This window comes from Methylobacter svalbardensis (assembly GCF_037671525.1).
GTDB lineage: Bacteria > Pseudomonadota > Gammaproteobacteria > Methylococcales > Methylomonadaceae > Methylobacter_A > Methylobacter_A svalbardensis.
In genome coordinates this window covers 1-21805 of sequence record NZ_JAWPOH010000011.1, presented here as the reverse complement: position 1 = coordinate 21805, position 21805 = coordinate 1, and the positions used below count along the sequence as shown (strand labels likewise).

Annotated in this window: 23 protein-coding genes; 15 read left to right on the top strand and 8 right to left on the bottom strand. The window is 49.2% G+C overall.

Annotation, left to right across the window (positions count from 1 at the left end):
- Positions 1–9 precede the first annotated feature (9 nt).
- The 11 genes from RW114_RS06420 to RW114_RS06370 all read left to right on the top strand — a co-directional run bounded on the left by RW114_RS06420 (position 10) and on the right by RW114_RS06370 (position 9053).
- Positions 10–1320, top strand: a complete 1311-nt coding sequence (locus RW114_RS06420) for a sialidase family protein (RefSeq protein ID WP_340121908.1) — start codon at positions 10–12, stop codon at positions 1318–1320.
- A gap of 59 nt (positions 1321–1379) precedes the next feature.
- Positions 1380–1841, top strand: a complete 462-nt coding sequence (locus RW114_RS06415) for a TlpA family protein disulfide reductase (protein ID WP_340121907.1) — start codon at positions 1380–1382, stop codon at positions 1839–1841.
- Positions 1842–1913: 72 nt separating this feature from the next.
- A complete protein-coding gene (locus RW114_RS06410; RefSeq protein WP_340121906.1) occupies positions 1914–2696 on the top strand; it encodes a M48 family metallopeptidase in 783 nt (260 codons plus the stop codon).
- Between the two features lie 3 nt (positions 2697–2699).
- Positions 2700–3992: a succinyldiaminopimelate transaminase gene (dapC, locus tag RW114_RS06405; RefSeq protein ID WP_340121905.1), complete on the top strand. Its 1293-nt coding sequence runs from the start codon at positions 2700–2702 to the stop codon at positions 3990–3992.
- An 8-nt stretch (positions 3993–4000) separates the two neighbouring features.
- On the top strand, positions 4001–4819 hold the full coding sequence (gene dapD / locus RW114_RS06400; RefSeq protein ID WP_340121904.1) for a 2,3,4,5-tetrahydropyridine-2,6-dicarboxylate N-succinyltransferase: 819 nt from the start codon (positions 4001–4003) through the stop codon (positions 4817–4819).
- A 70-nt stretch (positions 4820–4889) separates the two neighbouring features.
- Positions 4890–5516, top strand: coding sequence for a hypothetical protein (locus RW114_RS06395; protein WP_340121903.1), 627 nt, complete (start codon positions 4890–4892; stop codon positions 5514–5516).
- Between the two features lie 144 nt (positions 5517–5660).
- On the top strand, positions 5661–6131 hold the full coding sequence (locus RW114_RS06390; protein WP_340121902.1) for a YehS family protein: 471 nt from the start codon (positions 5661–5663) through the stop codon (positions 6129–6131).
- Positions 6132–6298: 167 nt separating this feature from the next.
- Positions 6299–6541, top strand: coding sequence for a hypothetical protein (locus RW114_RS06385; RefSeq protein ID WP_340121901.1), 243 nt, complete (start codon positions 6299–6301; stop codon positions 6539–6541).
- Positions 6542–6546: 5 nt separating this feature from the next.
- Positions 6547–6921, top strand: coding sequence for an ArsC family reductase (locus RW114_RS06380; protein ID WP_340121900.1), 375 nt, complete (start codon positions 6547–6549; stop codon positions 6919–6921).
- A gap of 42 nt (positions 6922–6963) precedes the next feature.
- Positions 6964–8091 carry a succinyl-diaminopimelate desuccinylase gene (dapE, locus tag RW114_RS06375; RefSeq protein ID WP_340121899.1) on the top strand — a complete coding sequence of 376 codons (1128 nt, stop codon included), beginning with the start codon at positions 6964–6966 and terminating at the stop codon, positions 8089–8091.
- A gap of 251 nt (positions 8092–8342) precedes the next feature.
- Positions 8343–9053, top strand: coding sequence for a metal-dependent hydrolase (locus RW114_RS06370; protein WP_340121898.1), 711 nt, complete (start codon positions 8343–8345; stop codon positions 9051–9053).
- On the opposite strand, the gene RW114_RS06365 is transcribed toward RW114_RS06370, so the two are convergent.
- Positions 9027–9419 (bottom strand): DUF2784 domain-containing protein, encoded by a 393-nt coding sequence (locus RW114_RS06365; protein ID WP_340121897.1) that lies wholly within the window; start codon positions 9417–9419, stop codon positions 9027–9029. The two genes, RW114_RS06370 and RW114_RS06365, sit on opposite strands and share 27 nt — an antisense overlap.
- A gap of 117 nt (positions 9420–9536) precedes the next feature.
- Positions 9537–10250, bottom strand: a complete 714-nt coding sequence (locus RW114_RS06360; protein ID WP_340121896.1) for a hypothetical protein — start codon at positions 10248–10250, stop codon at positions 9537–9539.
- 680 nt (positions 10251–10930) lie between these two features.
- On the opposite strand from RW114_RS06360, the gene RW114_RS06355 reads away from it, so the two are divergent.
- From RW114_RS06355 to RW114_RS06345, 3 genes are all read left to right on the top strand, one after another.
- On the top strand, positions 10931–13303 hold the full coding sequence (locus RW114_RS06355; protein ID WP_340121895.1) for a phosphoketolase family protein: 2373 nt from the start codon (positions 10931–10933) through the stop codon (positions 13301–13303).
- A 136-nt stretch (positions 13304–13439) separates the two neighbouring features.
- Entirely contained in the window at positions 13440–14561 is a 1122-nt protein-coding gene (locus tag RW114_RS06350; RefSeq protein WP_340121894.1) for an acetate/propionate family kinase, read from the top strand.
- A gap of 348 nt (positions 14562–14909) precedes the next feature.
- On the top strand, positions 14910–15653 hold the full coding sequence (locus tag RW114_RS06345; protein WP_340121893.1) for a cytochrome b/b6 domain-containing protein: 744 nt from the start codon (positions 14910–14912) through the stop codon (positions 15651–15653).
- 251 nt (positions 15654–15904) lie between these two features.
- Here RW114_RS06345 and RW114_RS06340 read toward each other — a convergent pair whose 3' ends face one another.
- From RW114_RS06340 to RW114_RS06330, 3 genes are all read right to left on the bottom strand, one after another.
- A complete protein-coding gene (locus RW114_RS06340; RefSeq protein WP_340121892.1) occupies positions 15905–16966 on the bottom strand; it encodes an ExeA family protein in 1062 nt (353 codons plus the stop codon).
- Positions 16967–17095: 129 nt separating this feature from the next.
- Positions 17096–17224 carry a hypothetical protein gene (locus RW114_RS06335; protein ID WP_340121891.1) on the bottom strand — a complete coding sequence of 43 codons (129 nt, stop codon included), beginning with the start codon at positions 17222–17224 and terminating at the stop codon, positions 17096–17098.
- Between the two features lie 195 nt (positions 17225–17419).
- Complete coding sequence (locus RW114_RS06330) at positions 17420–18277, bottom strand: OmpA family protein (RefSeq protein ID WP_340121890.1); 858 nt, start codon at positions 18275–18277, stop codon at positions 17420–17422.
- A gap of 550 nt (positions 18278–18827) precedes the next feature.
- Between RW114_RS06330 and RW114_RS06325 the strand changes: the two genes are divergently transcribed.
- Positions 18828–19034, top strand: a complete 207-nt coding sequence (locus tag RW114_RS06325) for a DUF6494 family protein (protein ID WP_340121889.1) — start codon at positions 18828–18830, stop codon at positions 19032–19034.
- Between the two features lie 168 nt (positions 19035–19202).
- On the opposite strand, the gene RW114_RS06320 is transcribed toward RW114_RS06325, so the two are convergent.
- From RW114_RS06320 to RW114_RS06310, 3 genes are all read right to left on the bottom strand, one after another.
- Positions 19203–19637 (bottom strand): GlcG/HbpS family heme-binding protein, encoded by a 435-nt coding sequence (locus tag RW114_RS06320; RefSeq protein ID WP_340121888.1) that lies wholly within the window; start codon positions 19635–19637, stop codon positions 19203–19205.
- A 64-nt stretch (positions 19638–19701) separates the two neighbouring features.
- Positions 19702–21105, bottom strand: a complete 1404-nt coding sequence (gene fumC / locus RW114_RS06315) for a class II fumarate hydratase (RefSeq protein WP_422614793.1) — start codon at positions 21103–21105, stop codon at positions 19702–19704.
- A gap of 196 nt (positions 21106–21301) precedes the next feature.
- Positions 21302–21631, bottom strand: coding sequence for a tetratricopeptide repeat protein (locus RW114_RS06310; protein ID WP_340121887.1), 330 nt, complete (start codon positions 21629–21631; stop codon positions 21302–21304).
- Positions 21632–21805 lie beyond the last annotated feature (174 nt).

Genomic DNA, 21805 nt, shown 5'->3' with positions numbered 1-21805 from the left:
ATTAATTATATGATAAATTTTTCTGATTTTTCAGTCATAAAAAAAGCCGTTCACCTCAGTAAGCAAACCACTAAAAAGGGATCTATTGGACGACTCTGTGGGCACAACTTCAGTCGCTCTTTGGCACACTGGGCGACTGAGGTCGCGCCCACCCTGCTGCTAATCAGCGCCTTAGCGTTGAGCGCCTGTAGCCATGGCAATCAGGACCATCTTAAAGCCGGAACGGCAGATTACAGCCATTATCCTGCCGGCGGCGGTCTGTTCGTCTCTGCCGCATTTGGCCCGGATGGGCGCTTGTGGCGAGTCGTACCGGAAAAACAGCATGTTTATGTCGATTATTCGACCGATCTGGGCAAAACATTCAGTGCCCCTGTACTTATCAATACAAAAGCGCAACGCATCAAGGTAAGCGGTGAAAACCGACCCGGCATCGCTGTGGATCCCTCCGGCCGAATCACTATTATTTATGCGGCCGAAGGCGATCAACCGGTATCCATTTACTTTAGCGTGTCCGCCGATAATGGCCACAGTTTTTCGACGCCATCGCCATTAAGCGATAAAGCGGCCGAAGCGAATTCTTTTCAGGGACATTTGGCTTTAAGTCCGTCAGGTCAGACCTATGTCTTCTGGCATGACGAACGCGACCGCACCGATTGGAAGCAGTTAGGCAACGCGATTTACTACACAACGATTGATGATCGGAGCGCTCTTAACCTCTCCACCCGGAAACTCTCCGATTCTGTCTGTGATTGCTGTCGTGTCGCCGCCGCTTTCGATGCCGACGCACTACCTGTTTTGTTTACCCGGTTTATTTATCCCGGCGGTATTCGTGATCATGGGCTGATTAAAATCCAGGCTGACGACAAGGAGCCGCTTGCATGGCGGGCCACTTTTGACGACTGGAAAATCGAAGCATGTCCCGATCACGGTCCGGCAATTGCGATCAGCGATAATAACTACCATATCGCCTGGTTTACCCAAGGCAGTGTCCGCCAGGGACTGTTCTATGCTTATTCATCCGACCGGGGACAGCATTTCTCGCCGCCATTATCATTCGGCAACCCGAATAAATTACCCAGTCATCCTGATATCATGGCTAAAGGCAAGCATATCATGCTGACCTGGATCGAATTTGACGGCAGCAAAACGCAACTTTTGCTGATGCAATCGAACGATGGCGGCCGGACTTGGCTACCCACCGAAGTCATCGCAGAGAGCACCTCCGAAGTCGACTTCCCGTTCTTGCTGAGCAATAATAATGATGTCTTCGTCTCGTGGAATAGCAAAAACGAAGGTTACCGTTTAATTCCAGTGCATTGAATCACCCATTACTTGATAAAAAATTCATTATGCGTCTAAAAAAACTTTTTTCTTGCCTTTTGTTGCCTCTTTTAGTTTGCCTTAACACGCCTGCACAAGCAGAGCCATCGGCATTTACCTCAGGAAGCTATCAGCAACTATTGGCAAATAACCCCAATCAGCCGTTCATGCTGGTGGTTTGGTCGATAAACTGCTCTTCCTGCCTGAAAGACATGGAGCTGTTAAGCCGCATTCATACAAGCAGGCCTGAACTCAAAATGATCATGCTGGCGGCAGATGAGTTATCGGCAACTGAACAAATCCAGACGATACTTGAAAAACATCAATTATCTGATATTGAAAACTGGGTTTATGCCGATGAAAACCCCCAGAAATTGCAATTTGAAATCGATCCCAAATGGTATGGTGAACTACCCAGAACCTATTTCTTCGACAAGACACATCAACGTACCGGGGTCAGCGGCGTATTGTCAAAAGAACAGTACGATGAGATGTTCACCAAAATTCTGCAACCTGAGTAAGTACATTTTTAAACCTCAGATAAAAAGTTACGTTAAAATGGCCGGTACTACTGAAACTACCGGCCATTTTTTATGTTAAAAAAAATATTCCCAGCTCTGATAACTGCCTGCTTATTAAGCGCCTGCATCACTAGCCCTACAGGTAGAAGCCAACTTGTTTTCATGCCTGATACACAAATTAATCAAATGGGCTTGCAGGCTTTTGATAACCTGAAAAAACAAAAACCTGTCAGCACTAACAGTCAATATAATCAGCTGGCAAGCTGCATCGCCGGAGCCATTACCCGGGAAACAGGCGGCAACTGGGAAGTTGTGGTCTTTGAAGATGCCTCGCCTAACGCTTTTGCCTTGCCCGGCAATAAAATCGGCGTACATACCGGAATGCTCACACTGGTCGACAATCAGGATCAATTGGCTGCAGTCATCGGCCATGAAATCGGCCACGTCCTCGCAAAACACAGCAATGAGCGGGCATCGCAAGAAATGGCGGTCAGTTCGGGCATGGGCATCATTCAGGCAGTCAGCGCCCCCCAAACCGCCCTCGGGCAAACGGCGCTGGGCATGCTGGGAGTCGGCGCGCAATACGGCATACTGATGCCTTACAGCCGCGTCCATGAAAGCGAGGCCGACATGATCGGCGTGGATTTAATGGCAAAAGCCGGCTTTGATCCAAGGCAAAGCATCGGCTTGTGGCAAAAAATGGAACAGGCATCGCAAGGCAAGCAACCGATAGAATTCATGTCGACTCACCCTTCGCATGCCACCCGTATTCAAGACTTGGAAAAGCGCATGCCGCAAGCCATGGGACTATTCCAGCAAGCTCAAGCACAGGGTAAACAACCGCGTTGTAACTAATCGATGACTCCTAATTTAAAATACTTACATCCCTACCCATTCGAGAAACTGGCGCAACTTAAACAAGGCATTGTTCCGTCTAAAGACAAGACGCATATCGCCCTGTCTATGGGCGAGCCAACTCATGCCACCCCGCATTTGATCCAGGAAGCACTGTTAACCCATTTGCATGGCTTGTCTAACTACCCGACTACCAAAGGTCTGCCTGAACTCCGGCAGACGATTGCCGAATGGATCAGCCGACGTTTTCAGATTCCGGCTGATGTCATTAACCCTGAAACCCAGGTTTTGCCGGTCAACGGCACCCGCGAAGCCTTGTTTTCCTTTGCCCAGTGCCTGATCGATTCGACCAAGGCCGCGCCCGTTCCCGACAGGCTTGCGGCATACACGCCATCCCTGGCGATACCGCGCCCGGTCGTGATCATGCCGAACCCGTTTTACCAGATTTACGAAGGCGCGGCCCTGCTGGCAGGGGCTGAGCCCTATTTTCTGAACACGCTGGAAGACTCCGGCTATTTACCGGATTTTGACGCAGTGCCGGATGAAATATGGCAACGCTGCCAGTTGATTTACATATGCTCGCCCGGCAACCCGACCGGCTCGGTGATCGATCAGGCCGGCCATGAAAAACTGCTGAAACTGGCGGAAAAATATGATTTTGTGATCGCTTCCGACGAGTGCTACACCGAAATCTATGACGACGAAAGCAATCCGCCGCCGGGTTTGCTGCAAACCGCCTATAACATGGGCAACACGGCATTCAAGCGCTGCGTTATTTTCCACAGCTTGTCCAAACGCTCCAATGCGCCGGGCTTGCGCTCGGGCTTTGTCGCGGGTGACGCCGAGCTATTGAAACCCTATTTTCAATACCGGACTTATCACGGCTGCGCGATGCCTTTGCCTACCCAACATGCCAGCATTCAAGCCTGGCAGGATGAGCATCATGTTGTCGAAAACCGTCGCTTGTACCGGGAAAAATTCGCGGCCTTCATCGATATTCTCGGCGACGTTTGCACCGTCACCAAACCGCCTGCCAGTTTTTACGTCTGGTTGAAAATCCCCCTGCCTTCGGCCTCCCCCTTTGAAAAAGGGGGATTGAGGGGGATTTCAGATACCGAATTTGCCCAGCAGCTATTTGCCCAACAAAACATTACCGTACTGCCCGGCAGTTACTTATCCCGTGATTTTGACGGCATCAATCCCGGCCTAAACCACGTCAGAATTGCACTGGTTGCGCCCTTGGATGAATGTATAGAAGCCGCGCAGCGCATAAAAAATTTCCTTAACTCTTTATAAAAGAAACCATGTCACAACTAGAAAACATCATTAACGAAGCCTTTGAAATCCGTGCCGACATTTCCCCGGCCAACGTATCCGCTGAAGTGCGCGCAGCCGTTGAAGAAGCGATCAACTTACTGGATAGCGGCAAAGCCCGTGTTGCCGAAAAAACCAGCGGCGAGTGGGTCGTCAACCAATGGCTGAAAAAAGCCGTATTGCTGTCATTCAGAATCAACGAAAACCGTGTGATCGAAGGCGGCAACAGCCGTTATTACGACAAGGTTGAAGCCAAATTCAGCACTTATTCACCGGACGACTTTGCAAAATCCGGCGTGCGCGTCGTACCTAATGCCATCGTCCGTCACGGCGCTTACATTGCGCCGGGAGCCGTGTTAATGCCTTCGTTCGTTAACATCGGCGGCTATGTCGACAGCGGCACCATGGTTGACACCTGGGCCAGCGTCGGCTCTTGCGCACAAATCGGCAAGAACGTGCATCTTTCCGGCGGTGTCGGCATCGGCGGCGTTTTGGAGCCTTTACAAGCAGGTCCAACGATCATTGAAGACAACTGCTTTATCGGCGCCCGCTCGGAAATCGTCGAAGGCGTTGTCGTTGAACAAGGCTCGGTTATTTCAATGGGTGTTTACATCGGTCAAAGCACCAAAATCTTCAACCGCATGACAGGCGAAGTCAGCTATGGCCGCGTTCCAGCCGGTTCAGTTGTGGTTCCAGGTAACTTGCCTTCTGCTGACGGTAGCTACAGCCTGTATTGCGCCGTGATCATCAAGCAGGTTGATGAAAGAACCCGCAGCAAAACCGGTATTAATGAGTTGTTGAGGGATTGATTATGTAGAGTCGGATTAGTGTTGAACTAACCCGGCAACTACCGCTGAATTAACTTGAGAAAAGTGATAAATGAAACCAATAATCGATTGGATAAAAAAATTTGGACGCTGGATTATTCGAGTTGCCAAATGGCTTTGGGAAGAAAAGAAAGTCTGGATTACTGTGCTTTCGATTATTGGTGTATTTTTCTTCTTCTGGCTCATATTCCCAGAAAAGCTGGAGGGTGAAGATCGGTTTCGATTGACTGGACTTACACTCGAATTATTAGGAATATGCACGGTGGTCTATGGGGTTAATGAAACTCTAAAGTCGCTTGAGCGTCCACAACTACACGACATAATTTCTGAATGGTTTAAACGTTTCCCAAAATTCGAAGATAAAAATAACGACATCACTCTTACTCTCAACGGTATGTCTAGTACCTGTGCGCAGGGCTCATTGTTTCCTCATATTTTACGCCCAGTACCAAACTCATTGTCTCTTGATAAACGAGTTACTCTGTTGGAAGAAAACCTCAATCAAACGAATATGGCGATGTTTGTAATTCAACAGATGCTTAAGCAAGAGAGTCAAAGTATGTCAGAAGCTTTAACCAATGAAAGCCGTGAGCGAGAAGTCGGCGATGAAAATGCTCAGCAGCAGCTTAAGGAATTTGCTGTTGAAGGACTAGCCCTAGAAATTATGGGTGTCGTTTAGCTCGCATTCGGAGCTATTTTTGCCACTGCTTCAAAAGAACTGGTGAAATGGCTTATTAATTGACCGCACAAATTAGTAGTGTGTAGACTGGATTTATCAATCCAGTCTTTAAGTCCTAAAATACAACCCAATCAATAACAAACAATGATTAACAACGATGTATTACGCCGGGTACGCTACGCTTTAGAGCTTAAAGATCAAACCATGATCGATATTTTTGCCTTAAGCGACGTAGAAATGACTCGAGATGAGTTACTGCCGCTGCTCAAAAAAGATAATGAAGCCGACTATGTCGATCTTGACAACAAGCTGCTGGGAAAATTTCTAGACGGCTTGATTATCTACAGAAGAGGCAAGCAGGAAAATCAACCCGAGCAGCCCAAAAAACCGGAGCCGTTAACCAATAACACCATACTCAAAAAACTGAGAATCGCGCTGGAATTTAAAGAAGAGGACATGCTCAGCACCTTAAAACTGGCCGACTTTGAATTGTCCAAAGGCGAGCTCAGCTCTTTTTTCAGACAAAAAGGCCATAAACATCACCGGGAATGCGGCGATCAGATTTTGAGGAATTTTTTACAAGGTCTAACCATTCGTTTTAGAGAGCAGGACTAAGAACTGCTCTTACGCATAGAGTTAATTCTGACTGCCACCCCCATCGCTGTAGGACATGCTGTGCGCGCCTTGGTAGCTAAGGCGCGCACAGCACGCCCTACGTATACAGACAAAGCTTTTCCAAATAGCTATACTAACCCACCCATTACCTAACCAAGGCCAATACCATGAGCGAACAAATTTCAAACAATGCCATCATTTACGCGACGCTTGCTTTAAACAGCGAAGTCGCCCTGCAGCATGAATATTTGGACTCCACGGATGTTCCCGATGATGAGCGCGAAAACGAAGAAGAAATTCTGGCAGACCTTGAACAAGCTTTTATGGAGTTCGTCGATCTTTATAAAATCCGCTGCAAATCCGACAAACAACTGCCCAGCATAGATGATTTGCTAAACGGCCAATTGTAAAAACCATGCACACGCTTTACGGCATCAAAAACTGCGACACTGTCAAAAAAGCGCGCAATTGGCTGGATCAAAACGGCATAGCCTATCGGTTCCACGATTTTCGAACCGATGGCTTGACGCCTGAACTGCTACAGCATTTTACCGAGCATTTGGACTGGAACAAACTGCTTAACCGCAGCAGCACCAGCTGGCGACAGCTCAGTAGCGAACAGCAAAGCGATCTGACTTTAGAAAAAGCCATGCACCTGATGCTGACCACTCCCACCCTGATTAAGCGTCCGATTTTAGATGTCGGCGACCAGTTAATCCTTGGTTTCGCCAAGGATGGTGGGTATGCCGCAAACTTTGTAGGGGCGACTGAATTCGCCCCTACAGCTTGATGTATGCTGCAAACCTGCCAATAACCATCCAACCGAATGACTATGAACCACACCCTAGATCTGCTTAAAGACCTTATCAGCCGCGAATCAGTAACCCCAAAAGACGCGGGTTGCCAGGATGTGCTGGCCGCACGTTTGACCAAACTGGGCTTCAAAGAAGAACGCCTGGACTTTGAAGATACCCAAAACATCTGGCTGAGACGTGGTGAAGCCAAACCGCTACTGACCTTCCTCGGTCACACCGATGTTGTGCCTACCGGCCCTTTGGATGCCTGGGTTTCACCGCCTTTTGAACCGACGATTCGTGACGGCAAGCTTTATGGCCGGGGCGCTGCCGATATGAAGGGCGGCATCGCCTGCTTTATCACCGCCGTCGAACGCTTTATTGATCGGCACCCGGACCATCAAGGCTCTATCGCGGTGATGATGACCAGCGACGAAGAAGGCATCGCCACCAACGGCGTGGTTAAAGTCGTCGAAGTGCTGGAACAGCGCAACGAGAAAATAGACTGGTGCCTGGTAGGCGAGCCGTCCAGCGACAAAAAAGTCGGCGACGTGATTCGCGTCGGTCGGCGCGGCTCTTTATGCGCCAAACTGGCCATTGCAGGCATCCAAGGCCATGTCGCCTATCCCGAGCTTGCCGACAATCCGATACACACTTTTGCCCCGGCATTAAAAGACCTTATCGATGAAGTCTGGGATCAGGGCAATGAGTTTTTCCCGCCGACCAGCTTGCAGGTTTCCAATATCAACTCCGGAACCGGCGCAGAAAACATCATCCCCGGCAGCGTGGCCGTTCAGTTTAACCTGCGTTTTTGCACCGAACTGGACGAGGAAACCATCAAGCAACGCACCCGCGCGATACTGGACAAATACGATTTCAAATACGAATTGGAATGGCGCTTGTCCGGCAATCCATTCCTGACCCAACCGGGCGCATTAATCAATGCCGCCCACGCCGCGATCAAAACCGTGACCGGCTTTGAAACCCTCGATGACACCGGCGGCGGCACCTCGGACGGACGTTTTATCGCTCCGACCGGCGCACAGGTTATCGAGCTCGGCCCGTTGAATGAAAGCATCCATAAAATCAATGAACATGTCGGCGCGGAAGATCTGGAGATTTTGTCCCGTATTTATGAACAAATTCTGGTTAATTTACTGGTATAAATTAACCTAAGGTAACTCAGCCAATCAGTTGTAAGCTTGTGCCGGACAACAAAAAACTGTTGCCCGACATTCATGGTTTCAGGAGTGCAGGCTCCCTGCTGTACAAGCAAAGCTTGCACTCCTCCAATTTTATTCACTGTAAGTTACCTAACACGGGAATAACCGAGGTAATCGCAGGCAAATATCTGGCTTAATGTAGAGCCAGGCAATGCCATACTGGATTTTTTAGATTTAAGGGATTATTGTTTTACATGGCCAATTTTAACACCCATTTATTCGTCGCTTCAGCTGCCAGCATCGGGGCCGCTCTGATCGTCGCTAATGTCCATTTGATCACCAACGCCGACATACCCTGGCTCGTTTTCCTGGGCACATTAGGCGGACTATTGCCCGATATTGATGCGAACAACTCAAGACCGGTAAAACTGTTGTTTAACGTGTTATCTTTAATGGGCGTAGCGGCGGCGCTCCATACGTTAAAAAGCGGTTATGCGCCATACCTGTTAGTGCTGATTGCGGCCGGCACTTATCTGTTTATTCGTTATGGGCTATTTGCCTTGTTTAACGGTCTTACCGTACATCGCGGCGTATTCCATTCAGTGTTGGCTGCCTTGTTTTTTGGCTTATTAATGACCTGCATCAGCTATCGTTTACTGCATTGGGATGTTTTACATGCTTGGCTAAACGGTATTTTCATTGCCCTGGGATTTATCGTTCATTTGCTATTAGACGAACTCTACAGCACTAATTTATCCAATTTAAGGATGAAAAAATCCTTTGGTACTGCGTTAAAATTATTCAGCTATAACAGTATGACGGCCTCGGCATTAATGACCGTTTGTACAATCATGCTGTACTCGATAGCGCCATCACCGGTGCCATTGGTTAAAGTATGGAAAGGCACTCAATGGAATAATTATTTAGCGCAGCTAATGTCAACTGCCTCTTCGACGGCATATTGATCGGGAAATCCACAATCGATAAACAAGCCCCCCGTATATTGCAACATTGATCAGCACGACCAAACCCGCCAGCCAAAATTGAATATCTCTGGTGAGTCCAAGGGGATAAATGACGGGTAGAAGATAATGTTCAATAAAGCTATCCGAGTAGCCGGAATCCCCGGCGATTCGGCGAAGCCCGACTTCGATTACCGTAAGCGGACACACGCCGCCGGTCAATTCAATGAATGCCCCCCAGCAGGCAGCAGGTATGTGAGCCAGCGCAATCCAGGCATAGCGTAACGCCAGCAAACCGCCAAAAATGACGAAGCCGATAAACAGGAAATGGAGAATAAGAACGAAGTCTGCTAAAAGTCGATAAATCATGGTCTGTAAGTTACACGATGCAAAGTCCGTATTTTTCATTATACGGCAAACAAGCCATTGGATCGCGCTATCTGCGTAGTTTGGGAACTAACGTGAAATCAAATGTGCGATGGATGCTTAGCTTACAAGACTCATCACCGGTATTAATCGCCTTTTCTGACGCGTCCCGCTTTGATCCATCACCGCAATCGACTCCTCGCAGCTGATGATGTTTTCTCTGTTTTTAAGAATATAATCCGCCAGACGTTCAATAGCCTGCCAATAAATCGGTGAGTTTATAAACTGAAAGGCTTTGTCAAACAGCTCAACCAACTTCTCTTGTTGCCGACTCCTGCTTGCGATAAAAGTATCCAGATACTCATAAACCTTTTCAAGATCGGATGTGCCGCCGTAATAATGCAAGGCATTGATGTTAACCAGTTGAGCATTAAACGGCTCATCATCACGTAAGGCCACGTGCTTTGCTTCCGCTAAAGGGCCGATCAACAAATTGATCATATCCGCTTCAAAAGCGGTCTGATACGCATCTTGCTCAGTGGCTGAGAAATAATGCGTGCTTTCAATCATCGCAACCGGCAGACTGTGGATAAGGCGACCTCCTTCTACAACTGCGGCAAAGTGATCATAGCCTAATGGGCCGGTGTTCCAGGGGCTGTCTTTTTGGCGATTCGAGGCCTTAATAGTGATTTGAAAATACACCGGAGTCAGTTGTTTTTGTTTATTGTAAAGATAAATGGCGGCAGCGTGACCCGCCTCATGGAAAGCGATTTGTCTGAACAAATCCTGATCGTTAATGGCGTAGGATGTATCAGTTTGGTAATTCCGTTTCATGATTCCACCCGTAGGCTAAAAAGATGCGGCCAGGGCTGCTGACCGCATTTAAAAGGAAGGACAGTCAACTCTAAATCCCTTAAACATAGGGAGTGATGCAAGAGTTGCAACCAGTCTAGTGACTAAAATCATCCTTGGAAATGTGACCGATTGCCGCGCGACAATAAGCCGCGCAAAATGGCACGGTAACTGCTAAATATTTTAGTTTGCGCGATGGAAAGTGCTTAAAAGCCGCATCGCTGCTGGACTCAAAACAAATCATTACACGAGTGACTGAGGCATTTCACATGGTAATATAGGTCATATGCCGCATATATTTATTTGAATCGACCAAAACCTAGCAAGATCATGGTCGTAAAAGCCCACCCCAAATGCATAAGTATCTACACAAGTTTAATGACTTATAAAACAATTGGTTAAATTCGATTATTCATGATTTCTGGTTAACAACTGACTGCATTGAGTGTCAAAACTCACCTCGTAAAGGTGATTATCTTTATGAAAAACCGACTATATTTCCCTAACCAACTGATTATATATATTTAAAGTTGTGTAGATACCTATGCCCCAAATGAACGCGGGAAATCATCTTAAATGACGATCAAACAACGTCAAAATCAGAACGTATAGCACCGAAAATCAACCGACCCATTTGCAACCAACCCAAGGATGTATAAGCCATGACCGTCCAGCAAACCCCGCTACCGCAAGAAGACATCAGCAAGATCGACGCCTACTGGCGCGACTGTAATTACCTTGCGGCAGGCATGATTTATCTGCGCGACAATCCGCTGCTGCGCGAACCGCTCAAGCTGGAGCATGTGAAGAGTCGCTTGCTGGGGCATTGGGGTTCAAGTCCCGGTCTCTCCTTCACTTATATCCATCTCAACCGCCTGATCAACAAGTACGATTTGAACGCTATTTTCATGGCAGGTCCAGGACATGGCGCGCCGGGCGTGCTCGGCCCTGTTTACCTGGAAGGCGCTTACAGCGAGATTTACCCGAACAAGAGCGAAGACGAGCACGGCATGCGCCAGTTCTTCAAAGAGTTCTCTTTTCCCGGCGGCATCGGCAGCCATTGCACGCCGGAAACGCCGGGCTCGATTCATGAAGGCGGCGAACTCGGTTACAGCGTCTCGCATGCTTTCGGCGCGGCTTACGACAATCCCGAGCTGATCGTCGCGGTGATGGTCGGCGATGGCGAATCCGAAACCGCGCCGCTGGCGACCTCCTGGCATTCCAACAAATTCCTGAATCCGATCCGTGATGGCGCAGTATTGCCGATCCTGCATCTGAACGGTTACAAGATCAACAACCCGACCATCCTGTCGCGCATCTCGCACGAGGAACTGGAAAACCTGTTCAAGGGCTACGGCTGGACGCCTTATTTTGTCGAGGGTAGCGACCCGGACACCATGCATCAAGCCATGGCGGCGACGATGGAACACTGTGTACTGGAAATTCGCCGCATTCAGCAGGAAGCCCGCAGCAGCGGTCAGCCTATTCGCCCTCGCTGGCCGATGATCGTGTTACGCAGCCCCAAAGGCTGGACCGGGCCGAAACAGGTTGACGGTAAAAAAGTGGAAGGCTTCTGGCGCTCGCATCAGGTACCCTTGGGCAACGTGCGCGATACGCCTGAGCATTTCAAGCAGCTCGAAGACTGGCTGCGCAGTTACAAGCCGGAAGAACTGTTCGACCAAGACGGCCGCCTGTTACCCGAACTTAAAGCCTTGGCACCCAAGGGCGCACGGCGTATGAGCGTCAACCCTCACGCCAATGGCGGCTTGTTGCGCAAAGCCCTGCATATGCCGGACTGCCGCGAATACGCCACCGTCGTGACCCAGCCGGGCACCACCAGCGCTGAAAACACCCGTCCGCTGGGCAAGTTCCTGCGCGACATCATGCGCCTGAATATGAACAATTTCCGCGTGTTCGGCCCCGACGAAAACAGCTCGAACAAGCTGGACGACGTGTATGAAGTCAGCAAGAAAACCTGGCTGGCCGACTATCTGCCGGAAGACGCCGATGGCGGCGAACTGTCGCCTGACGGACGGGTCATGGAGATGCTGTCCGAGCATACGCTGGAAGGCTGGCTGGAAGGCTATTTGCTGACCGGCCGCCACGGCTTTTTCTCCACCTACGAAGCCTTTGTGCATGTGATCGATTCGATGTTCAACCAGCATGCCAAATGGCTGGCCATGTCCAAGGAAGTCCCTTGGCGTGCGCCGGTGTCTTCGCTGAACCTGCTGATTACTTCCACCGTATGGCGGCAGGACCACAACGGCTTTACTCACCAGGACCCCGGCTTTCTCGATGTGGTAGTCAACAAAAGTCCGAAAGTGACGCGCATCTATCTGCCGCCGGACGTGAACTGTCTGTTGACGGTTGCCGATCATTGTTTAAAGAGCGTCAATTACATCAACGTGATCGTTTGCGACAAGCAAAAGCATCTGCAATTTTTGGACATGGATGCGGCGATCAAACATTGCACCAAGGGTATCGGCATCTGGGACTGGGCCTGCAACGATCAAGGCGTGGAACCGGATCTGGTGATAGCCAGCGCCGGCGACATTCCCACCAAGGAAGCGCTGGCCGCCGTGGTGTTGCTGCGCGAGAATTTCCCCGAACTCAAGGTTCGCTTTATCAACGTAGTCGATCTCTACAAACTGACGCCCGCAGCCGAGCATCCGCACGGTTTATCGGACAAGGATTTCGACAGCCTGTTCACGCTGGATAAACCTATTCTGTTCAACTTCCACGGTTATCCCTGGTTGATTCATCGTCTGGCCTACCGTCGCAACAACCACAAAAACCTGCATGTGCGCGGCTACAAGGAAAAAGGCAGCATCAATACGCCGCTGGAGCTTGCCATCCAGAACGAAATCGACCGTTTCAGCCTGGTGATCGACGCGATCAACCGCATCCCGGCGTTGCGTGTAGCGGGAGCCCATGTCAAAGAAAACATGCGCGACAAGCAGATCGAATGCCGCAACTATGCTTACGAATACGGCACCGATCTGCCCGAGGTCGACAACTGGGTGTGGCCGTATTGATGAACCTGAAAAAGATAATTTATCCACGAAAACTACAAAAAGCACGAAAAATGAGATACCAAGCTATCGATTGCATGGAGGCAGGAGATAGAGCAATGTATGGAGCAATTGCCGAAGATAGTTGCGCAAAGAATGAATGGCTGAATCGGTTTTATTTCGTGTCTTTCGTGTTTTTCGTGGACGAATCGCCGTTTTTACGATGAACCGTTCAGTCTTAACCATTAACAGCGGCTCGTCTTCGATCAAGGCGAGCCTGTTTGCAGCTAGCGGTGCGCGGCGCAATTTTCGCTATGAACAGCTGCATGATCAAAGAGAAGCGTTCGATCAGCTGTTGCACGATTTGGCCGGTGAAGTGCCGGAACTGGTGGGGCATCGCTTTGTTCATGGCGGCGACATGACTGATCTGGCAAGGCGGGTTGATGCTACTGAGCGTTCCCGTCTGGAACAGCTGATTCATCTTGCCCCGCTACATTTGCCGGGCAATCTGCTCGGCCTGGATTTGTGTCTGCAACGCTTCGCTGTGCCGCAAATCGCCTGCTTCGATACGGCTTTTCACAGCACCCTGCCCGAGTTGGCTAAACGCCTGCCGATTCCGAACGAACTTGGCATGCGCCGCTTCGGTTTTCATGGGCTCAATTACGCCTACATTGCCGGCATGCTTGCGGGGATGTTAGGCGACGTGGCTTATAAAAAAGTGGTCGTCGCGCATTTGGGCAGCGGCGCCAGTCTTTGTTTGCTGGAAAACCTGAAATCGGTGGACACCACGATGAGTTATACCCCGGCGGGCGGCATCCCGATGGGAACCCGTAGCGGCGACCTCGACCCGGGCGTCATGCTGGAGCTGGCAAAACGGTACACTCCTGAAAAATTAAGCGACATGGTGTTTCACAACATGGGCTTACTGGCTTTGTCTGCGGGTGAAAGTTCGGAAATGGATAAGCTGCTTGCCAGTGACAGTGACAACGCAAAATTTGCCGTCGACTATTTTTGCCGTCAAGTGCGGGCGGCGATAGGCGGTTTTGCGGCCAAGGCGGGCGGCATTGATGCACTGGTTTTTACCGCCGGAATAGGTGAGCATTCTGCCGAAGTCCGTGAAAAAATCTGCGCTCCGCTCGCCTTTCTGGGATTTGCTCTGGACCGGACGGCCAATCATTCCGGGAGCAATGAAATCAGTCTTGCCGGTCACAAGCCGGTGCTGATCGTTCCGGCTGATGAGGAAATCATGATCCGCAATCTTTGCCTAAGTGCTTGCCTGTAGATATTCAAACTTCAGGCCTTTCCTCGTTCCTACGCGCTACGCCAAGTGAAGTCATGGGAACGTTTTCCATGTTAAGCCGTCATCCGAGCGCGATTAAACGACTTTGAGTCATTTGCAGAAGTTCAGATTTGATCTGGCAATAGTAAAACTCATGTTACCCAGCTTAGGCGGTAATTCCTGGATTTTTGTTAAACTATGATGGAAATTATGCGGACCTGTTTAACTGCTTGTTGGGCGCCATGCGCTATCCGTACTTGAAAATCGGCTGAAAAGGCGGGTTCGTGTCGATATAATGAAAGTTGCGTTTCCACACTAACAACATATTTAAATTCTTAAGGAGCACCTTTAATGACAGTTCTCAAATCGCACCCTGTTTGGGATGCAGGTACCCGTTGGTTTCATTGGATTAATGTATTGTGTGTTGTTGCACTGATGGCTGTCGGTCTGGTTATCCTGAATGCGGGCAGTCTTGACGTCTCAAATGCAGGCAAAATAAAGCTCAAGACAGTCCATGCGTGGATTGGCTACGTGTTTGCGATCAATCTGATTTGGCGTTTTATTTGGGCCTTTTTGGGTAATCGCTACGCGAAGTTGAACTCGGTGCTTCCGAACGGCAAGGGATACTTTCACGCGTTGCGCCGCTATGTCGTCGCACTCTTCTCCGACCACCCGGAACAGTATATCGGCCACAATCCGGCAGGACGCTTGGGAGCCGCCCTGCTGTTTCTCCTGATCACCATTCAGGCGGTCACCGGATTGGTGCTGGCGGGCACCGATTTGTTTCTCCCGCCTTTCGGGCATTGGATAGCGCAGTGGGTGGCCGCACCGAGTATTGCGCCCGATGCCTTAGTCCCCTATGCGCCGGCCCTGTATGATGAAACGGCTTACCAGAGCATGCGTGCTTTCCGAAAGCCTTTTGCCGTGACCCATGTGTATAACTTTTATTTTCTGATTGCCACCGTTGTATTGCACGTTGCAGCGGTGATAATGACTGATATGCGCGAAGGTGGCAGCATTATTTCTGCAATGTTCACAGGACGCAAGACCCTTAGCGGACGTCCGATAGATGAAGACTACAGCAGCCATGACTGAGATTTCCTTAGTCAAAAAGCGCCCAACAAAGCGTTTAAGCGGATACGTTTTGCTCCACGTTATCCCGCATAACAGTAATTACCAGGAGCAGTGGCGACTGTGATCCCGTTAAAAATATTACAAATCTGGATCGCAGCTATTGAGCTTGGCTTTTTGAAACTGGCGAATAACAGGTAACGGTCAATCTCAGACGATGAGTTTGTATTTGCCTCAGTTTATTTGATAAGCGTATCGAGTTCACGCTCACGTGTTTACTCTAAGCCAAAGAGAAACCAAAGACTCGCTGCAAACAATAAAATAGAGCCACAAAGTAGCAATATCGGAAACGTCCATGAGGAATTATCCTGATGTGTACGCGTCGACCGGGTTTTGTCAACGGGCGCGGTTTCTCTTCTTCTTCTTGGATCGGACGCAGCCGAGTTGGAGTCATCCTTTAAGGACGAAGTTTGCAGTACAGCATTTTGCGCCATTTTCTCCCCTCGACGACTCATCAGCCACAAAAAAACCTCGCTCCCTAACCCTATTTCATCGGCTGCTCGTCTCACACTATCCAGATCAACTATAGTTTTGTTGGATTCATAGCTAACACGAAGCGCCCTATCGCAAAACGTATTAACTAAGCGAGGAGTACCTCGAGCAACAGCTATGACAGTTTCCAGGGCATCGTCAGTAAAAATCCTTGACTGACTCCCCGCGACTTTCAACCGATGCATAATATATTCATGCGTTTGCAAAGGAGTCATCTTGCCAATGGACTCCAACCAGGAAATCCGCTGTTTAAACGACTCCAGATCAGGCCGGGACAATTTAACGAGGAATTCATCCTGCCCAATCAGGAGCATTTGGATAAGCTTAATACTGCCTTGTTCAAGATTATTCAAAAGCCGGACGCACTCCAGTACATCATCGGATATTTTGTGCACTTCATCTATAATCACCAGGCAGCGATTGCCCTCGTCATGAAGCTTTAGCAAATACGCCTTAATATCCCTTAAAACAAAAATTCTGCCGGACGATTCGGAACTGATATGCAATTCCTGTGTGAGAAAAAGCAACAACTCTTCACTGCTATCCGGCGGCTCGGACAACCAGATTATCCTGGTTTTCTCGGGAACGGACGCCATGAGTTTTTGACTCAAAGTGGTTTTCCCTGTGCCAATTGGCCCCGCCACCACCATCAAGCCTTTTCCTGCCCATAAACTATCGATCATGCGACTGAGCACACGGCTATAATCGCCTTGCTCGAAAAAACATGCCGGATCAGAAACGTTTTCAAACGGCAGGCTTTGTAATGAAAAATGATTTGTATACATACATACTACCTTGTTCCAGATTATTCAAAAGACGGATACACCTCAGCACAGCATCGGCTATTTTGTGCACTTCATCCATAACCACCAGGCAGCGATTGCCGCCGTTGTGGAGCTTTAGCGAATACTACTTTAATAGCTTAACCCTATCGGACGATTCAGGGCTTGTAATTCCTGTGTGAGAAAAAGCAACAACTCTTCACTGGTATCCGGCGGCTCGCCCAACCAGATTATTCTGATTTTCTCGGGAACAGACGCCATGAGTTTCTGAGTAAAGGTGGTTGTTTCTGTACCGATCGACCACCATCAAACTTCTTCCCGTCCTAGACTATCGATCATGCGACTGAGCAATGACCTATAGTAGACTTGGTCGAAAAAACATGCCGGATCAGAAACGTTTTCAATCGGCAGGTTTTCTAACGACAAATGCTTTCCAAGCAGAGTGAAATTTAAATATTACTGTCGCTCGGGCGAGAGTTTTATCTCCACTCGGCGATTCTTCGACCTGCCCTCCTGAGTCAGGTTGGAAGCAAGCGGAACAGTGTCACCAAAACCATTGACAATGATTCTGTCGCTGGCGACTCCTTTTTTCTTCAGCGCCCGAGCAACAGCTTTTGCACGTTGCATTGAGACGATTTTATTCCATTTCGACGCTTGGGCAGGACTAAAACCATCCGGTATCGCTTTGTCGGCATGCCCCTCAACAAGGACCTTATCCAAAGACCGCGCGTTGATAAGCGGGATAATTTTATCGATCGCTTTGTATACATTGGCTTTGGGTCTTATCTCCCCCGGAGAAAACGAGCCTTCGCCAAGAACGAGCAGGCTTATCGGTTCGTGCTGAGGAGAACGTTCTTCCTCTGTACCCACTGGATTTGCTTGTTCTGGCGATTTCTTCTGATCGATTCGCGGGATAGTTGTCTCAGGAGAGGTTTGTAGTGCTTGCATAGCGCTCGAATCCCCCCGGTTTCTATCAATTGCGTTATCGTTTGACGCAACCGGTGATGGAAGGACGGCAGCATCTTCCAATTGAATGGATGTGCTTGATCCAATCGTTTGGTCTTGCTCAACCTTGCCTTCAGATTGCGTTACGGATGAGTCCAATTTGTTAATAACAACGGGATACTGCGTTAGTTTCCGCGCCGATTTTTCGATAGTTTTCTTGAGAGAGCCAAACAATTTATAGACTTCTGTTTTGCTATCTCCCCCCTGTAAAGTCGATTCTCTCAGCAAAGGGATTAAAAGCGCTGAAATAAAAATCAGTGCTGATGCCCCAAACAACATAAACGAAATCGCGGTAATGGCTCTGCGCATGATGAAATACTCCCGTTGTTCCGTAGAATCCACTTCGGCTAGCGTAAATACTCTTTTCCTTGATCCGGACCTATTCGTAACCGAAGCCGAGGAAGAAACCTCAATATCGGTCAGGGCATGCATGCGCCGCTGAATAGTGCGTCGATAGGCACAGATTACACCTAACGAGACAATGACTGTGATAATAACAGCCTTGTCAAGGTATCAGGACAAACCTCCGACAATTTGCTTGGCATTTTCCCTAGAGCCAGCCTCAATTAGATGTTCCTCTATTTAATATATCATAAGTTTTCACGCTAATTTCGTTAATTTCTGTACAAGATATGGATATTGAATTCAAGCAGGATATGCGTTTCCTGGCGATCAGCTAAAGGCCGATTGTGCTCAGTGTTCTGTTTTTTATGGTGACTAAACCTTTACGAGTCCTTCTGTTAAACGTTTGAGTAACTTCTTGACGGCTCCCTGAATGGGGTGCTAGTTTCTAGGCTAAACATCGAATTCCATCGATTCTGTTTATGGAATGCACAAACTTTGCCTTTAGGAGGTCAAAATGAATGAAGATACATTTAACATGGAAATCAGAAAATATCTCAAAATTGTTGGAGTCACATCACAACGCGAAATCGAACATGCTGTTCTCAAAGCGGTTGAGGCCGGAAAATTGAACGGTTCTGAGACCCTAGAGATTAAAATGACGCTGGAAGCTCCTGCTGTCGGCATCAGTCACTGCATCGAGGGAAAAATAGCGCTTGAATAGCGTCTCTGATTGAAAAAAGGGGCATTGTTGTTACAAGCAATTCGGGCTAGACAGAAAGTTGAGCCGATTATTGTCGGCGAAGTCTTTAAATCATCAAAGACTTCGCCGAGCGCCTAATCCGCATTTGAAAGATTTCTTTATCTGATCAACCCGGAGATGGTTCTGGACTCAGGTTCTCCAGGGGTGTTCCGGCAAATCGGAAACGCCGATGGCTTCAGCCCCGGCTTTGGCGACTCGATGATCGTTTTCTACCGAGCTGCCGCTGACCCCGACAGCGCCGATTAGAACGCCATCCTTGTCAACGATAGGAACGCCTCCGGGAAAGGTAATCAGCCCGTCGTTAGAATGTTCAATTCCGTAAAGCGGCCCGCCCGGTTGCGATAGCTGACCGATTTGTCCAGTGTTCATCGCGAAGAAACAGGCGGTCTTGGCTTTCTTGATCGCAATGTCCACGCTACCTACCCAGGCATTGTCCATTCTCACGAACGCCTTTAAGTCAGCGCCGGAATCCACTACGGCGATACACATCTGTGTACCGATTTTTTTTGACTCGGCAATGGCCGCAGCCATTGCCTGTTCGGCCAGTTCGTATGTTACATGCATGGTCTATTCTCCTCTATTCGTTATCAAAAGTACTTAACCGCTTAATGGTATTCTCTTTCGTTCTTTATTGGGGAAAAATCATATTTTCCGGACGAACAAGCTTGTCGAATTCCTCTTCGGTCACAAACCCGCCGGAAACCGCCTCTTCACGTAACGTGCTGCGATTTTTTAAAGCCAGCTTCGCAATTTTTGCCGCATTGTCGTAACCGATGCGCGGAGCCAAGGCAGTCACCAGCATCAGCGAACGTTCCATCAGCTCGGCAATACGGTCGATGTTCGGCTCAATGCCGACAACGCAATGATCGGTGAAACTGACCGCCGCATCGCCGATAAGCCGGATCGACTGGAGCACGTTATAAATAATGACCGGCTTGAAAACATTGAGTTCCAAATGCCCTTGCGCTCCGGCAAAGGTGACGGTGGTGTGATTGCCCATGACCTGTGCGCAAACCATCGTCATCGCTTCGCATTGGGTCGGATTCACCTTGCCCGGCATGATCGAAGAGCCGGGTTCGTTTTCAGGCAGCGACAGTTCACCGATGCCGGAGCGCGGTCCCGAACTCAACAAGCGAATATCATTGGCGATTTTATTGAGGCTGACCGCGATAGTATTTAACACCCCGGAGATTTCCACCATCGCATCATGCGCGGCCAATGCCTCGAATTTATTGGCCGCAGAAACGAAAGGCAGCTGGGTAAACGTCGCAACTTCTTCGGCAAACTTTTCGCCAAAACCGGACTTTGAATTCAGGCCGGTGCCCACCGCAGTGCCGCCTTGCGCCAGAGGATACAGCCGTTTGAGACTGTCGTTAATCCGGTCGATACCGAATTGCACCTGGGCTGCGTAACCGGAAAACTCCTGACCCAATGTCAGCGGGGTCGCATCCTGCAAATGCGTTCGCCCGATCTTGATTATGTCGCTCCATGACTGGGATTTATCGGACAGCGCGCGTTGCAAATGCTGAAGCGAGGGGATCAATAACTGGTGCAACTGCTCGACCGTAGCGATATGCATGGCCGTTGGAAAAGCATCATTCGAGGACTGGCTGCGGTTGCAGTGATCGTTGGGATGAACCGGCGTTTTAGACCCCGGAACGCCGTCAAGGCGTTCGATAGCCAGATTGGAAATGACCTCGTTGGCGTTCATGTTGGATTGCGTACCGGAACCGGTCTGCCAGACCACCAGAGGAAAGTTGTCATCGAGATTGCCGTCGATAACCTCGCGCGCCGCGTCGGCTATCGCGTTGCCGATTTTGGGATCGATGTTGTCCAGTGCGATATTCGATAGTGCGGCGCAATATTTGACGATACCCAGCGCGCGGATCAAAGGCCGAGGCATGCGTTCATTGCCGATTTTGAAGTTAATCAGGGAGCGCTGGGTTTGCGCGCCCCAGTATTTGTCGGCAGGCACTTGTATGGGGCCGAAGGAGTCGGTTTCGGTGCGGGTGTTGATGGTCATATTTTTCATGAATTGTCCGTTTGTGGTTGGGTTACGGCATGGCTAGCATCAACTTAGGTCCAAGCGGAACGGGGTTTGCAACTCAGTCACTAACGTTTTTACGATGTCTGAGCTAAGTGGCTACACCTAACCAACGCAAAACGTTTCGGACGGGGCAACATACCCCCATCCGGCTGTGAGTTACCCGACTGCGCAACAACCGGCCTCAACGGCCTTTTTTGCCCTTACCGGATTTCTGGGTAGGCTTGCGAAAGCCGGGGTACAAGTCGGCCCTTAGCTCAAGAAAATACTGATAGTGGGGGTCGCCAGGTTTCAGCCGCTGAAATTGTACATGGAAATGCTGGATAGCTTCTGTTTTGCGGCCAGCATTTTTCAAACAGCGAATCACATTGTGCAGAGACAGTATCGAGTCGGGATGCGTATCGCCCAATAGTTTTTGCCGAATGATCAATGCCTGTTGGGTAAGATCAAGCGCTTCATTGTGTTTGTGTAAAGCACTGAGGTAAGTGGAAACGTCGTTCAGTGAGATGGCCACATCAGGATGCTCTTCCCCAAACAGCTTTCGCTGGATGACTAGTACTCAGTCAGTCTTGTTTTGTCGTATAAAATCCCCATAGAGTAGGTTTTTTACATTATTGGGGAACGATAGATTGGCAAAGAAATATATTGTGCGTTTAACTGAGGATGAGCGCACCTATTTGGAAAGTTT

Excerpts from the sequence above, each read along its gene's own strand:
- RW114_RS06325 (WP_340121889.1), top strand. The coding sequence starts at position 18,828 with ATGAATGAAGATACATTTAACATGGAAATCAGAAAATATCTCAAAATT.
- RW114_RS06330 (WP_340121890.1), bottom strand. The coding sequence starts at position 18,277 with ATGCGCAGAGCCATTACCGCGATTTCGTTTATGTTGTTTGGGGCATCA.
- RW114_RS06385 (WP_340121901.1), top strand. The coding sequence starts at position 6,299 with ATGAGCGAACAAATTTCAAACAATGCCATCATTTACGCGACGCTTGCT.
- RW114_RS06350 (WP_340121894.1), top strand. The coding sequence starts at position 13,440 with ATGGCTGAATCGGTTTTATTTCGTGTCTTTCGTGTTTTTCGTGGACGA.
- RW114_RS06345 (WP_340121893.1), top strand. The coding sequence starts at position 14,910 with ATGACAGTTCTCAAATCGCACCCTGTTTGGGATGCAGGTACCCGTTGG.
- RW114_RS06420 (WP_340121908.1), top strand. The coding sequence starts at position 10 with ATGATAAATTTTTCTGATTTTTCAGTCATAAAAAAAGCCGTTCACCTC.
- dapD (WP_340121904.1), top strand. The coding sequence starts at position 4,001 with ATGTCACAACTAGAAAACATCATTAACGAAGCCTTTGAAATCCGTGCC.
- RW114_RS06410 (WP_340121906.1), top strand. The coding sequence starts at position 1,914 with ATGTTAAAAAAAATATTCCCAGCTCTGATAACTGCCTGCTTATTAAGC.
- dapE (WP_340121899.1), top strand. The coding sequence starts at position 6,964 with ATGAACCACACCCTAGATCTGCTTAAAGACCTTATCAGCCGCGAATCA.
- dapC (WP_340121905.1), top strand. The coding sequence starts at position 2,700 with ATGACTCCTAATTTAAAATACTTACATCCCTACCCATTCGAGAAACTG.
- RW114_RS06370 (WP_340121898.1), top strand. The coding sequence starts at position 8,343 with ATGGCCAATTTTAACACCCATTTATTCGTCGCTTCAGCTGCCAGCATC.
- RW114_RS06380 (WP_340121900.1), top strand. The coding sequence starts at position 6,547 with ATGCACACGCTTTACGGCATCAAAAACTGCGACACTGTCAAAAAAGCG.
- RW114_RS06340 (WP_340121892.1), bottom strand. The coding sequence starts at position 16,966 with ATGTATACAAATCATTTTTCATTACAAAGCCTGCCGTTTGAAAACGTT.
- RW114_RS06355 (WP_340121895.1), top strand. The coding sequence starts at position 10,931 with ATGACCGTCCAGCAAACCCCGCTACCGCAAGAAGACATCAGCAAGATC.
- RW114_RS06335 (WP_340121891.1), bottom strand. The coding sequence starts at position 17,224 with ATGGCGTCTGTTCCCGAGAAAATCAGAATAATCTGGTTGGGCGAGCCG.
- RW114_RS06320 (WP_340121888.1), bottom strand. The coding sequence starts at position 19,637 with ATGCATGTAACATACGAACTGGCCGAACAGGCAATGGCTGCGGCCATT.
- fumC (WP_422614793.1), bottom strand. The coding sequence starts at position 21,105 with ATGAAAAATATGACCATCAACACCCGCACCGAAACCGACTCCTTCGGC.
- RW114_RS06390 (WP_340121902.1), top strand. The coding sequence starts at position 5,661 with ATGATTAACAACGATGTATTACGCCGGGTACGCTACGCTTTAGAGCTT.
- RW114_RS06395 (WP_340121903.1), top strand. The coding sequence starts at position 4,890 with ATGAAACCAATAATCGATTGGATAAAAAAATTTGGACGCTGGATTATT.
- RW114_RS06360 (WP_340121896.1), bottom strand. The coding sequence starts at position 10,250 with ATGAAACGGAATTACCAAACTGATACATCCTACGCCATTAACGATCAG.
- RW114_RS06365 (WP_340121897.1), bottom strand. The coding sequence starts at position 9,419 with ATGATTTATCGACTTTTAGCAGACTTCGTTCTTATTCTCCATTTCCTG.